The sequence below is a fragment of the Marinobacterium sp. YM272 genome (assembly GCF_050908845.1).
Lineage (GTDB): Bacteria > Pseudomonadota > Gammaproteobacteria > Pseudomonadales > Balneatricaceae > Marinobacterium_D.
Window position 1 is genome coordinate 3,286,850 of the sequence record NZ_CP194171.1, and the last position, 12,517, is coordinate 3,299,366.

Genomic DNA, 12,517 nt, shown 5'->3' on the forward strand with positions numbered 1-12,517 from the left:
TCAGCCGCTAGGCTTTTTCATCCAGCAGACACCGGGGATCGAAGCCCATGATCAGGGCACCCCAGTGTTTGCCGTTCAGATAAAGCGGTATTGAAAGGTCGTTAAGTACCTCGCCCGTATCGCGAACAAAGGTCTGCAGCAGAAACGGAGACGTGTGGCTTGCGCGGCGCTTCTCGGCCCGGTTGCCGGCGAAAATCCGCATCTGCCGGCTCTTCAGGTTATCGACCTCGAAATCACCGGTCATGGGGTTGGAGACCTTGGAATGGTGTGCCGCTGCATAGCCCTTGGTATCCACCGCTATGGCGTAGATAAACTCCGGCCGATCCTTGATAAAGCTGTCGAACAGGGTGCGCATCACCGGCTCATAGGCCCGCGTATAACTGGTTTCGAACTTTTCCGGCTTCTGACCTTCGTTCAGCCGACGATACTGCTGATCGAACAGATTAAGTCCCCTGCCCTGCAGTTCAGTCAGGGCTTCTTCGGTACGCTGGGCCCAGAGTCGGCCGGTGAGCAACATATCCTCGAAACCACCAAAGCCGATGATGAAACGGGAGAGCAGCTCCTGCGTTTCCTCCGTGGACAGTTCAAGCTGGCGGGAAAACTCGCGTGACTCCTGCATCTCGCCCTTGATGCCGCTGGAGAGTTCGGTGATCCGGGCCACATGCCCGTGGGACTCTTTATTGGTATAGGAGAGCTCGTCGATGGCGGCACTGATACCGGACAGCTGGGAGTTCACCACCTCGAAATCCTGCACCAGCTTCTGGAACTGGGTGCTGGTTTCACCGATAAACGCTTCGGTATTTTCGATGCCGGAGAGGATCTCCCGGGCGCTGCTGCGGGTATCGCCCACCAATCGTGCCATCTGACCGATATTGGCTTCGATCTCGGTGGTGGCATGACTGACTTTCTGCGACAGGCCGCGAACCTCATCCGCCACGACGGAAAAACCGCGTCCCGCCTCGCCGGCCCGTGCCGCCTCAATCGAGGCATTCAGCGCCAGCAGATTGGTCTGATCGGAGAAATCCTGCACCATGCCGAGGACCCGCGTGATGTTCTCAGAGTTTTCTTTCAGCTGTTCCACCGTATCCTGGAAGTTGGCAACCAGGGAGCGCGTTTCCCCCACCTGTGACAGCACACGCTGCAGCTCGTCATTGGAGCTACGCACCTCCTCCATGTTGGTACTGTTCTGCTCGTTGATGCGCAGCGTGGTTCCCGCTATCTCGTCGATCGCCTGGGTCGCCTCACTGGAAGACTGGAACACCTGCTGCGCCTGCTGCTCCTGGGTCTCGGCCGAGTCGTGCGCTTCGAGCACGACTTTCTGCAGCCGGGTGGCACTCACCGCCACATTCACCGAGCGCCTGCGGGTCTCGGCAATAATCCGCTTCAGGTTGTCGGAAAAGTCGTTATAGGCCCGCGCCATATCGGAGATTTCATCAAAGGTGTAAGCCGGCAGCGTGGCAGAGATATCACCGCCGCGATCCCTGATGCCATGCAAAACGTTGGTGATCTCTCTGACCGGCCGCAGGAACAGGTGCCGCATAAAGAAGATGGTACCGACGCCAGCGATCACCGCGAAAGCGACGGTCAGCAGCGCATCGAACGAGAACGCATTGAGTGCGTCGAGCAGCGGCGCCTGGGCAGCCATATCGGTTTCAAGGCCATTAAGCCCCTGGCGCAGCTCGGACAGGTAGTGAATCCCCAGCAATACCATTGCCAGGTGCGGCAGCAGCAGGAAAACCACGTTGCCGACGATCTTGCGGGTCAATGAATTGAAAAACCGGCGTTCGACCGCCTTGTACAGTTCCATAGCCAGTTACGAACCTTTTATTTTTATAGTTTATTGATAAACAGATACTTTTTAGAAAACTGTTTCAGGATGCATACTGCTTGTTTAACCATCCCGTCACAACTGGCCGAAAGTCGTAGTCACCATATCAGAAAGGGGTAAGCTTCCATCAGGCTGCGCCGATAGAGGCGGTAATCCGGGCAGCGCGCCGCTACCCGTCGCCAGAAAGCGGGGCCATGATTCATCTCGGCGAGATGGCAGAGCTCGTGAACCAGGATGTAGTCCTGCAGTTCCGGCTTGAGGTGCAGTATGCGCCAGTTGAGGGTGATCACGCGGTTGGTATCGCACTGCCCCCACTTGCGACGGTAGTTTTTCACCCTGACTTCGCGCGGCTCTAGTCCGATCTCGCGACCCAGTTCCCGGCAGCGCCGTGCCAGCTTCTCCTGCGCCTCGCGCACCAGCCAACGCTGGAGCCGCTCGGCCACCGCCTCTTTTTCTGGCCTGCTAATGCGTGTCGACAACGTCACCTCGACCAGATCATCCCGGATTTCGACACCGGAGCTAGGCCCACGCTTCCATCTCAGTCGATACGCCTGACCCTGGAGAAAAAAGCGGCCGTCCATCTCGATCCTGATCGCGCGCTCCTCCAGCGCATCAGTCTGCTGCTGCAGCCGGGGCAGCACCCAGTCGGCCTTGCTGCGCACCCAGCTTTCTATCCAGCTTTCATCCGCCAGCGCCGGCACACGTACTTCGACGCGCCCCTTGTCGATCATCAGCGAAGCCGTTCGCCGTTTACGGCTGCGCACAACACGGTAATCAAATGGCAGGTTGGGTTCTCTATTCACGTTCAGCTGGAGTCCTTATCTGTTTCAGCGCACGGTAACAGGCGCGGATAGCGGCAAGCAACGCCTTCCGGCTGCCGGTATTGCCGGCATAACGCATGGCTTCATCGCAGCGTGCCAGTGCGCGCAACTCACCAGCCATGGACGGGAAGGCGATCGACATCCGCTGCGAAAACGCCTGCAGGGTTTCTCTGGGCTCGCGACGATAACCCAGCCGCTCGAAGCGACTCAGCAGACGTGTCAACGAGCGTTCAAGCGGATCCTGACGGCGCAGCAGATTACCGCCCAGCTGACCCCAGGCCACAATCAACAACACCAGAGCTACGGGAATGATCACCAGTAGCGCCATCTTGGTCATGCTCACTTTGCCCAGCAAGCTCTGCAGCAGATCCATCTGCCGCCCCTGGTAGTTCAACACCCAGCGCTGCCAGTTGAAGTTGAGCGCATCGATCTGACGGCGGATATCGACCAGCCAGCTATCCTGCCCAAAGCGTAACCGTGCCAGCGGCGTATCCGACAGAAAAGCGGGATCATTGGCAAACAGCTGGTCGGCCTGCTGGTTAACACGCTCCGGCGCGACGGCGGCAGTGGGGTCCACCCGGATCCACCCCTCGGTTTCCATCCAGTATTCGACCCAGGCGTGGGCGTCGTACTGGCGCACGGTCAGATAAGCCTCCTGCGCATTCCACTCACCACCCTGATAACCGGCGACAACCCGCGCAGGTACACCCACCGACCGCAGCAGGTAGGTCAGCGCACCGGCATAGTGCCCGCAAAAGCCCTGTTTTGAATCGAACAGGAAAGCATCAATCATCTCTCCCGACAGGACCGGGGGCGTGAGGGTATAGCTGAATTCACGGTTGAACAGACCCAGAGCACGCTGCACAAATTGCTGCGGCTGCTGCCCGGTTTCCTGCCACCACCCTTCGGCCAGTTCACGACTGCGCGGGTTCGGCACCTGTGCCGGCAACTGCAGGTATAGCTCCCGGTCATAGGCGTTCAATTCCGGCTGCAGCCGGTAATCGAGCACCGAGGTCGCCCGATAACTGATCCGGCGATCCACCGGGCGGCTTCTGATCGGCGCATTCCCCTTGGTCAGCCGGGCACCGGAGGGCGCCGATACCGGCTGATCCAGAGCAACCAGCCAGGGGTTGTTAGAAGCCTCGAAAATCACTTCATAAGAAAGCTCACGCCGCTGATCGAGCAGGGTCGCCTGTGACAACCGGTACTGCTCCCTGAACGGAATCCGGCTCCAGGTACGGCCATCGAAATAGCTATACACCATCGAACGCCAGTAGCGCTGTTCCGGTGAGGGTACCTGACCATCAAAACTGACCCGGAACGCCAGCTCGGCGGAACGGGTCAGCCGGGAGATATCACCGGGTGACATGGAATCCGACAAACCGGACCTGACGGCCTGCTGATTCAGTGGCATGGACCAGAGCGGCCCGATGCGCGGAAACACGATGAACAGCACCAGCATGACAGGCAATGCAAAGCCGACCAGACGCAGCGAGCGTCTCAACGGCCGCAGCAGATCAGTGCGCAGCGGATCCTGGTAGCTGCTGTTCAGCGCGGCGATGATAAACACTACCGTCATCAGGGCATAAAGCGCCATCAGAATGGACTGATGGAACAGGAAGCCTGCGCCGGTGAGGAAGAGTGCAACATACAGCAGAACCAGCGCATCACGCCGGTGATAGATCTCAATCAGCTTCAGCGCCAGGCCCGCTATCAGCAGCGCCACCGTCGCGCGCATGCCGGTTTCCCGCGTAAAGGTGACCATCAACCCGGCCGCGACCGCCAGTATCAGCGCCAGCTTCAGGCTCCAGTGGGGCAGCGGCCAGCGGCCGGTATAGATCATCAGCCGGATGCCCGGCGTCAGTATGCAGATCGCGATCAACCAGATCGGCATCCAGGTCAGGTGAGGACCGAGCGTGGCGAAAAAAGCCACCAGCTGCCAGATAACAGAAGCACGGCTTATCTGCTTCATGCCTGGGGCTCCCGTCCATGCAGCGCCAGCGCCTTCAATACCCTCAGACGATGCGCTTCGCCAGTGGCCGGCGCTATCACCACCCCGGGCAGGCGCACCCCGAAGGGCTGCTCACGCTGGTGCAGCTCCAGCACCCAGTAGCAGATACCGGAGAGGCGTTCCTCGACGCCCACGTCGTGCCAGTGACCCCAGTCCAGCCAGACCTCTTCACTGGCAGAACCGGCATACTGCTTCAGATGCAGCCCCTGACCACGTGCATAGACCTTCCAGGCCACCTGATGCAGCGAGCCGCCCTTTTCATAACGTGCCAGACCCTGAAAATCCTCCGGCCCACGGGATTTTAATGCCGATACCTCGGCGCCCCCTTCCCCCTCACCCGGTGGCGGCGTACCGCAGGATACCGGGTAGGGATAAACCAGGGTTTTAAGACCCGTATCGAGCCAGGTCCAGGCCCGGAACAGGCCCAGCGGAAAGCGGGTTTCAACCAGCAACGGCCCCGGATCCAGCCAACCACGCTCAGGCGCATTACAGGACAGTTCAACCTGGATCGAGCGTTCGTCGGTAAGATCGAGCATCAACGGTGTTCCGCCATCCCAACTCAGGCACAGCTGCTCGTAATCCCTGCGCGCTGCTGCCGTCAGCTGCAAGGTAAATCCCGCCTTCTCACCCCGGAAACAGGGACGTCCGGCCAACGCACTCACCTGCAGACCTGCAAGGTTGCCATAGGTATGAATTATGGAGATGACAAACACGCCCGCCAGCAGGAAGGTCAATCCGTAGGACAGGTTGTTTTCATAGTTGATCGCCAGCAGAAGTAACAGCAGCAACACAACGCCAAAGCCGACACCAGCCCCGGTGGGCAGAATATAGATGCGGTTCTGGGTCAGCGTGACGGTCCGGCTCTGCGGAAAACGCGCCACACTCCAGTTGCGAAGCCTGCGCGCCAGCGAAGATCCGCGCAGACGCTCAGCCCAGAACATCGACCTGCGCCAGCAACTCGTTCACCAGACGGGTACCCGCATGGCTGCCGATCTCTTCGGCGGGCCGGATACGGTGACCGATTACCGGTTCCAGCACCTGTTGAATATCCTCGGGCACCAGGTGACCGCGCCCTTCCAGCCAGGCCCAGGTTCGCGCACAGCGCAGCAGTGCCAGGGCGCCACGTGGAGACACCCCGTAACTGAACAGATCGGAGTCGCGGGTAAACTGCACCAGCCGCTGCAGATAGTCGATCACGCTGCTGGATGCATGGACCTTGCTGCAGCGCTGCTGCACATCAAGCAGATCGTTTGGGGTAAGACTGCGCGGCAAATCATTCAGTTTGACGCGCGTATCGCCACCGAGCAGCAGCTCACGCTCTACTTCCGGTGCGGGATAGCCCAACGAAATACGCATCAGAAAGCGGTCCAGCTGGGATTCGGGCAACGGGAAGGTACCGAACTGGGTTACCGGGTTCTGAGTTGCGATCACGAAAAACGGTTTGGGCAGACGGTAACTATGCCCATCCGCGGTGACCTGCCCCTCCTCCATCGCCTCCAGCAGCGCACTCTGGGTTTTCGGCGTAGTGCGGTTGATCTCATCAGCCAGCAGCAGCTGACAGAAAACGGGACCCGCGTGGAAACGAAACTCGCCGTTGGACGGCTCAAAGACGGACACACCGATAATATCGGCTGGCAGCATATCGGAGGTGAACTGAACCCTCTGATCCTCGAGCCCCAGTACCCGGGCAAGCCCGTGCGCCAGAGTGGTCTTGCCCATGCCCGGCAGGTCTTCGATCAGCAGATGTCCCTGTGACAGGAGACAGGTCAACGCCAGCCGTATCTGTTGCTGCTTGCCCAGCAAAACCCTTTCCAGCGAACGGGACGCCTCTTCAACCCCCCTCAACAACGAATCTGCCAATCGACCTCCTTGTTACCTGTAAACAGTTACGAAAAACAGCTGCCCGGAATCATTGCCACTCGGCTTTTCCGCCCCACTTCGGCAGCTAAGCTGTTGAACCAGCGAGAATTCTGCAGCACTCGACCGGTTCAGGCAACTTTCGAATCACAGGCCAGAATACGTGCCGCGAGATCGTTGGCGCTGCGCCAGGCACCCTCCACGTCACCACCGCAGAGCCAGTCACCGCAGGCGCCGATACAGAGGTGCTCGTCCCACAACGAAAGCTCCTTGCCAAGCCCCACCGCCGCACGGGCATAGGCCCAGCGATGCGCCCGCAGAAACGAGGGATGCAGAGGCTCACCACAGACTTCACTCAGCGCGCCCAGCAGCTTGTCCGCGACCTGGTCAGGGCTCTCATCCCGGTGCGCACGACTCCACTCCTGTGACGCCTGAATGACCCAGTTTTCACCGTCCCTGCCTGGCTTGCTGCTGTCGCGAACCACCCGCTGCAGCAGCGGATGCTCACCCTGCAGCCAGTCCACGGCGGCAAGCCGGGCGGGACGATCAGGCAGCGAGATAAGCAGACTCCATACCGGGTGCACCTCTACCTCATCCGCACGCACCCGGAAACGCTGTACCGCATCCAAAAGCGGCGCCGCCTGTGGTGCAGGGGTAGCAACAACCACTGCATCGTAGTAGCCCAGCGGCTCCCCTTCGCTATCGCGTAGCAGCACACCGTCACGATCCGGCCAGACAACACCGACACGGGTATCCGTGGTCAGCTCGACACTTTCCGCCAGGGTTCGCGTCAGCGAGCTGGAGCGCGGAAACCCAACCCAGCCCTGCGGGGCACTGCCAGCCTCAAGATTGAAATCGGCGCCCGCCGGTGACCACTCCCGGGCCCCCTGCGCTTTAAGCCAGGCTTCGAACTCTGCACAACCGGGCTCTATCATCGCTGTTCCCAGATCCGCACTGCCTTCGGCCAGGCGCGTGGAAGCCAGACGCCCCCCTGTTCCTCTGCTCTTTTCAAATACCGTGACGGCTATCCCGGCCCCGGTCAGTAACTCTCCAAGGCGCATTCCTGCAATACCACTACCGATTATTGCGATTTGCTTAATATTCATTCCCTATCCTTTTTATCGCTTGTCTCTAGTAATTATTGTTCCACCGCCAGTGCCTGCTCGATCTGCTGCGTCAGGGTACGGCTTTCCGGCGAAGTCATGCTCGAGTACGTATCGATCACCTGCCCGTCCCGGCCGATCAGGTATTTATAGAAATTCCACTTCGGCGTTGTACCACTGGCGGCCACCAGGCTTTTCCAGAACGGATCGGCATCTGCTCCCCTGACGCGGCTTTTGGCAAACATCGGGAACTGAACCCCGTAGGTGGTGCGGCAGAAATTCTGGATCTGCTCCTCACTACCCGGCTCCTGGCCACCAAACTCGTTAGAGGGGAAACCCAGTACCGCAAAGCCCTGCTCCCGATAACGGGAATACAAGGCCTCAAGACCTTCATACTGCTTGGTGAACGCACATTTACTTGCGGTATTAACGATCAGCAGCACCTGGCCACTGTATTCCGAGCAGAGATTGACGCGGGTATCTTCCGCCAGTTTGGGCAGATCAAAATCCAGCAGATTTGAGCAGTCTGCACGGGCCAGGCTCGAGCCACCGCCAAACACGCCCAAAACCAATGTTAACCATGTCCACCGCTTCAGCATGGTAGTTCTCCGTTCCTTTCTTACTATTAACATATCTCATAAAGACATTTTGTCTTAGCCCTGGTTTCACTTCCGTTGCAGCACTTGTCTCTTTACGCCATCCACCCCGGCTTCGATCACCGCTTCTGTTGCACTGTACCGGACAGGTCGTTAGCATGGGCGGTTCGATTTAAAGCCCATACCGGGAGCACTGCATAACCACTCAGTCACCCCCCGCGTTCAATGTCCAGGCCAGTGAATAACTGGTGTCGCGGCATCGCTCCAGCAGGTTGTCTGTGCGGTAACGCACTAAAGAAAGACAGGAGAAACAAAATGCAGATTGCAGCGAACGCCGTTGTATCCATCCACTACACGCTGACTAATGCCGATGGCGCCAAGCTGGATAGCTCAGAAGGTCAGGAGCCGCTCGCGTACCTGCACGGTGCGAGCAACATCATTCCGGGCCTTGAGAACGCTCTCGTAGGCAAAAACGTCGGCGATAAGCTGAGCGTGACTGTCGATCCGGAAGAAGGCTACGGCCCGGTGCGTGAAGAACTGGTTCAGGAAGTAGATCGCTCCAACTTCGAAGGCATCGACGTGGTTGAGCCGGGCATGCAGTTCATGGCTCAGACTCCCTGGGGTCAGCAGCCGGTCACCGTCGTCAAGGTTGAAGGCGACAACGTCACTCTGGATGGCAACCACCCGCTGGCGGGCCAGACCCTGAGCTTCGACGTAGAAGTTGTTGAAGTACGTGAAGCTACCGAGGAAGAACTGTCCCACGGTCACGTACACGGCGAAGGCGGTCACGAGCACTGATCACCCGCATAAGCTAAAAAGCCCGCACCGAGTTGCGGGTTTTTTTGTGCCCAGTGTCAGAGACACCTTGGTAAAAAAAGGGAAAAGTCGTTAATACACAACAGGTAAGGAGTCACCCTGCCCTCATCAAGCAACGTCATCTCAACCTTCCCAAAAACTTTATATCAAAGCGCTATACCACCGTTCACAGATCAAAAAATATTGACTATCCTGCTGGCACGCCCTTCCACTATCAAAGGATTGTAGCCTTCCCCAAACGGGTATTGGCTCTTGCTATCATTACCGCGAGAAGCAAAGCCGCCCGCCTGAGCGAATATAAGCCAGCCCCAGCGGCTTTCTGGATAAGACAAACGTTCAGCGGCTTCTAATCTGGCATAAAACCAACAAGGAGAGAGACCTGCCTTCCAAGGGACTGAACCGGAAAATTGCAGAACACGTAAAAAGGAACCTTTACTACACTGATTGAGTGCTAAACAAGGAGAGCATTTCATGAAGAGCCCAGCCAAACAACGCAACGGCCGCCTGGCAAGCGTATTTGCTTTAACACTGCTAGGAGCATCCAGCTTTACGCAGGCCGCCGACAAGCCGAACGTACTCGCCATCATGGTCGACGACGTCGCCCAGACCAGCATTGCTGCCTACAGCCACGGCATGCAGTACCCCACCCCGAACATCGACCGCATCGCCGATGAAGGCGCCCTGTTTACCGACCATTACGCCCAGCCCAGCTGCACCGCCGGTCGCGCCGCGTTCCTGATGGGACAACTGCCGATCCGCACGGGTCTGACCACTGTCGGTCAGCCCGGCAACCCGCTGGGTATTCAGAAGGAAGATCCCACCCTGGCGGAAGTTCTCAAGGAAGAGGGCTATATGACCGCGCAGTTCGGCAAGAATCACCTCGGTGACCTGGACCAGCATCTGCCGACCCTGCATGGCTTCGATGAATTCTTCGGCAACCTTTACCACCTGAACGTCTCCGAAGAACCGGAGCAGGCCGACTATCCGACAAACCCGGAATTTGTTGAAAAATTCGGTCCCCGCGGCGTCATCGAGTCCTTTGCGACCGCCGATGGCGGGCAGACCGTCAAGGATACCGGACCGCTCACCACAGAGCGCATGAAGACCTTCGACGAAGAGGTTCTGGCTCGCTCACTGGACTTCATGGAACGAGCCGCCGAGGCCGACAAGCCTTTCTTCATCTGGCACGCGCCGAGCCGCATGCACGTCTACACCCACCTGAAAGAGGAAAGCCGTAACCTGGCGACGCCGATCAGCTCCGCCGAAGACCTCTTTGGCAGTGGCCTGATGGAGCACGACGGCCACGTGGGTCAGCTGCTCGACAAGCTGGACGAACTCGGTATCGCAGACAACACCATCGTTATCTACACCACCGACAACGGCCCCGAAAGCAGCTCCTGGCCGCACGCCGGCGTCACCAAGTTCCGTGGCGAGAAGATGACCACCTGGGAAGGTGGTGTGCGCGTGCCCTTCCTGGTGCGCTGGCCCGGCCATATCCCGGCAGGCCTGGAGCTGAACGGCATCTCTTCACATGAAGACGTTCTGCCCACCATTGCCGCAGCCGCAGGTCGCCCCAATGTCTCCGAGGAGCTCAAAGAGCGTGACCACGTGCTGATCGACGGTTACAACAACCTGGATTACTGGCAAGGCAAGGCCGAAAAATCCGCCCGCAACTCCATCTTCTACTACTACGAAACCACCCTTTCCGCGGTGCGCGTCGGCCCCTGGAAGCTCCACTTCGCCAGCAAGCCGGGTGGCAAGTACTATGAGGATATGGTCAGCCACACCATGCCCAAGCTGTTCAACCTGCGAAAAGACCCGTACGAGCAGTATGACGGCGATATCGGTTTCCAGCAGGTGATGCGCAAGAGTTGGGTGCTGCAGCCGATTATCGCGCTGCTGAACGAGCACGTGGCCACCTTCGCGGATTTCCCGCCGCGTCAGGAAGCTGCGTCTCTGGACGTGAACAAGGCGATCGAAGCCGCCAAGTCCGCCGCCGCGACCCGCTAATCGGTTAAGCCGCTTCGCGAAGCGGCCACGAAAAAGCCCGCTTCCGAAAGGAGCGGGCTTTTCTGTTTGCATCAGATCGATCAGTCTTCAGAGGTGGCCTCGATGCGATGAATACTCAGGTCGGCACCGTTAAATTCTTCCTCTTCACTCAGCCTCAACCCAACGACAGCTTTCACTGCGCCGTAAACGACCAGGGCGCCGACAACCGCCACAAGGATACCGGCAAGGCTACCTATCAGCTGCGACGTGAATGACACACCGCCCAGCCCTCCCAGGGACTCATTGCCGAAGATACCGGCAGCTATACCGCCCCAGACACCGCACAGGCCATGCAGCGGCCAGACCCCGAGCACATCATCGATTTTCCAGCGGTTCTGCAGCAGGGTGAATACCCAGACAAAAAGTCCACCGGCAACCCCACCGATAGCCAGCGCTCCGATAGGATGCACCAGGTCAGACCCGGCGCAGATCGCAACCAGACCGGCCAGCGGCCCGTTATGGATAAAGCCGGGGTCGTTCTTACCCAATATCGTGGCAACAACGATACCACCCACCATTGCCATCAGGCTGTTTACCGCCACCAGCCCGGAGATACTATCCAGCGTCTGTGCCGACATGACGTTAAAACCAAACCAGCCGATACAGAGAATCCAGGCGCCCAATGCAAGGAACGGGATATTCGACGGCGGAAAAGCGACCAGCTTGTCGCCCCGGTAGCGGCCCCGGCGGATGCCCAGCAGCAACACCGCAACCAGTGCTATCCAGCCCCCCACCGCATGAACCACAACCGAACCGGCAAAATCGTGGAAAGGCGCACCAAAGCTGGCTTCAAGCCAGGCCTGAAAGCCATAATTGCCGTTCCAGATCATCCCCTCGTAAAAGGGATAGATCAGACCCACCGACAGAGCTGAGCAGGTCAAGAGCGGCCAAAAGCGGGCCCGCTCCGCGATACCACCGGAGACAATGGCCGGAATCGCCGCAGCAAAGGTCATCAGAAAGAAAAACTTGACCAGATCATAGCCACTGCCCTGGGCAAGCGTCGCGGCATCGGTGAAGAAAGTAACGCCATAGGCGACCCAGTAACCGATAAAGAAATACGCCAGGGCCGAAAACCCGAAGTCGGTCATGATCTTGACCAGCGCATTGACCTGGTTCTTGCGGCGGACGGTACCCACCTCCAGAAACGCAAAGCCTGCGTGCATGGCGAACACCATGATCGCACCCATGAGAATAAAAAGGGTATTGGCGCCCTGGGTGAGCGTTTCTACCGCACTGTTGATCGTATCCACAGTCTCTCCTATCTTATATTTTTCGCACAACCAAGGGGCGCTTTGAATTTATTCGCACTCTTATGGGGCGTTTATTTCATTTTCGATCAGCACTGCTTTCACACCGAAGTCTTTCTGCACCTCAGAGGGCACACGCCTGCAAGCCAAATAAAAAATGGCACCGACTTAATGCAAAATAAAGCAGCG

Annotated in this window: 10 protein-coding genes; 2 read left to right on the forward strand and 8 right to left on the reverse strand. The window is 58.5% G+C overall.

Annotated elements, in window-relative coordinates; genetic code table 11:
• Nucleotides 1-7: 7 nt before the first annotated feature.
• From ACQUQP_RS14655 to ACQUQP_RS14685, 7 genes are all read right to left on the reverse strand, one after another.
• Complete coding sequence (locus ACQUQP_RS14655; protein WP_432695776.1) at nucleotides 8-1,807, reverse strand: methyl-accepting chemotaxis protein; 1,800 nt, start codon at nucleotides 1,805-1,807, stop codon at nucleotides 8-10.
• A gap of 119 nt (nucleotides 1,808-1,926) precedes the next feature.
• A complete protein-coding gene (locus ACQUQP_RS14660) occupies nucleotides 1,927-2,631 on the reverse strand; it encodes a M48 family metallopeptidase (protein WP_432695777.1) in 705 nt (234 codons plus the stop codon).
• The gene (locus ACQUQP_RS14665) at nucleotides 2,624-4,621 is read right to left on the reverse strand and encodes a transglutaminase TgpA family protein (RefSeq protein WP_432695778.1); all 1,998 of its coding nucleotides are present in this window, start codon (nucleotides 4,619-4,621) and stop codon (nucleotides 2,624-2,626) included. Before ACQUQP_RS14665 ends, ACQUQP_RS14660 begins: the two co-directional genes overlap by 8 nt.
• Nucleotides 4,618-5,601 (reverse strand): DUF58 domain-containing protein, encoded by a 984-nt coding sequence (locus tag ACQUQP_RS14670; protein WP_432695779.1) that lies wholly within the window; start codon nucleotides 5,599-5,601, stop codon nucleotides 4,618-4,620. The genes ACQUQP_RS14665 and ACQUQP_RS14670 overlap by 4 nt, the downstream gene beginning before the upstream one ends.
• Nucleotides 5,588-6,520 carry an AAA family ATPase gene (locus tag ACQUQP_RS14675; protein WP_432695780.1) on the reverse strand — a complete coding sequence of 311 codons (933 nt, stop codon included), beginning with the start codon at nucleotides 6,518-6,520 and terminating at the stop codon, nucleotides 5,588-5,590. Before ACQUQP_RS14675 ends, ACQUQP_RS14670 begins: the two co-directional genes overlap by 14 nt.
• A gap of 128 nt (nucleotides 6,521-6,648) precedes the next feature.
• Nucleotides 6,649-7,623 carry an NAD(P)/FAD-dependent oxidoreductase gene (locus ACQUQP_RS14680; protein ID WP_432695781.1) on the reverse strand — a complete coding sequence of 325 codons (975 nt, stop codon included), beginning with the start codon at nucleotides 7,621-7,623 and terminating at the stop codon, nucleotides 6,649-6,651.
• Between the two features lie 32 nt (nucleotides 7,624-7,655).
• Entirely contained in the window at nucleotides 7,656-8,219 is a 564-nt protein-coding gene (locus ACQUQP_RS14685) for a glutathione peroxidase (RefSeq protein ID WP_432695782.1), read from the reverse strand.
• Between the two features lie 312 nt (nucleotides 8,220-8,531).
• Between ACQUQP_RS14685 and ACQUQP_RS14690 the strand changes: the two genes are divergently transcribed.
• Together ACQUQP_RS14690 and ACQUQP_RS14695 are read left to right on the forward strand one after the other, a co-directional pair.
• Entirely contained in the window at nucleotides 8,532-9,014 is a 483-nt protein-coding gene (locus ACQUQP_RS14690) for an FKBP-type peptidyl-prolyl cis-trans isomerase (protein WP_432695783.1), read from the forward strand.
• Nucleotides 9,015-9,503: 489 nt separating this feature from the next.
• Nucleotides 9,504-11,042 (forward strand): arylsulfatase, encoded by a 1,539-nt coding sequence (locus tag ACQUQP_RS14695; RefSeq protein WP_432695784.1) that lies wholly within the window; start codon nucleotides 9,504-9,506, stop codon nucleotides 11,040-11,042.
• Nucleotides 11,043-11,122: 80 nt separating this feature from the next.
• Here the strand turns inward: ACQUQP_RS14695 and ACQUQP_RS14700 are convergent, their stop codons facing one another.
• Nucleotides 11,123-12,331, reverse strand: a complete 1,209-nt coding sequence (locus ACQUQP_RS14700; RefSeq protein ID WP_432695785.1) for an ammonium transporter — start codon at nucleotides 12,329-12,331, stop codon at nucleotides 11,123-11,125.
• Nucleotides 12,332-12,517 lie beyond the last annotated feature (186 nt).

Excerpts from the sequence above, each read along its gene's own strand:
- ACQUQP_RS14655 (WP_432695776.1), bottom strand. The coding sequence starts at position 1,807 with ATGGAACTGTACAAGGCGGTCGAACGCCGGTTTTTCAATTCATTGACC.
- ACQUQP_RS14665 (WP_432695778.1), bottom strand. The coding sequence starts at position 4,621 with ATGAAGCAGATAAGCCGTGCTTCTGTTATCTGGCAGCTGGTGGCTTTT.
- ACQUQP_RS14670 (WP_432695779.1), bottom strand. The coding sequence starts at position 5,601 with ATGTTCTGGGCTGAGCGTCTGCGCGGATCTTCGCTGGCGCGCAGGCTT.
- ACQUQP_RS14680 (WP_432695781.1), bottom strand. The coding sequence starts at position 7,623 with ATGAATATTAAGCAAATCGCAATAATCGGTAGTGGTATTGCAGGAATG.
- ACQUQP_RS14685 (WP_432695782.1), bottom strand. The coding sequence starts at position 8,219 with ATGCTGAAGCGGTGGACATGGTTAACATTGGTTTTGGGCGTGTTTGGC.
- ACQUQP_RS14690 (WP_432695783.1), top strand. The coding sequence starts at position 8,532 with ATGCAGATTGCAGCGAACGCCGTTGTATCCATCCACTACACGCTGACT.
- ACQUQP_RS14695 (WP_432695784.1), top strand. The coding sequence starts at position 9,504 with ATGAAGAGCCCAGCCAAACAACGCAACGGCCGCCTGGCAAGCGTATTT.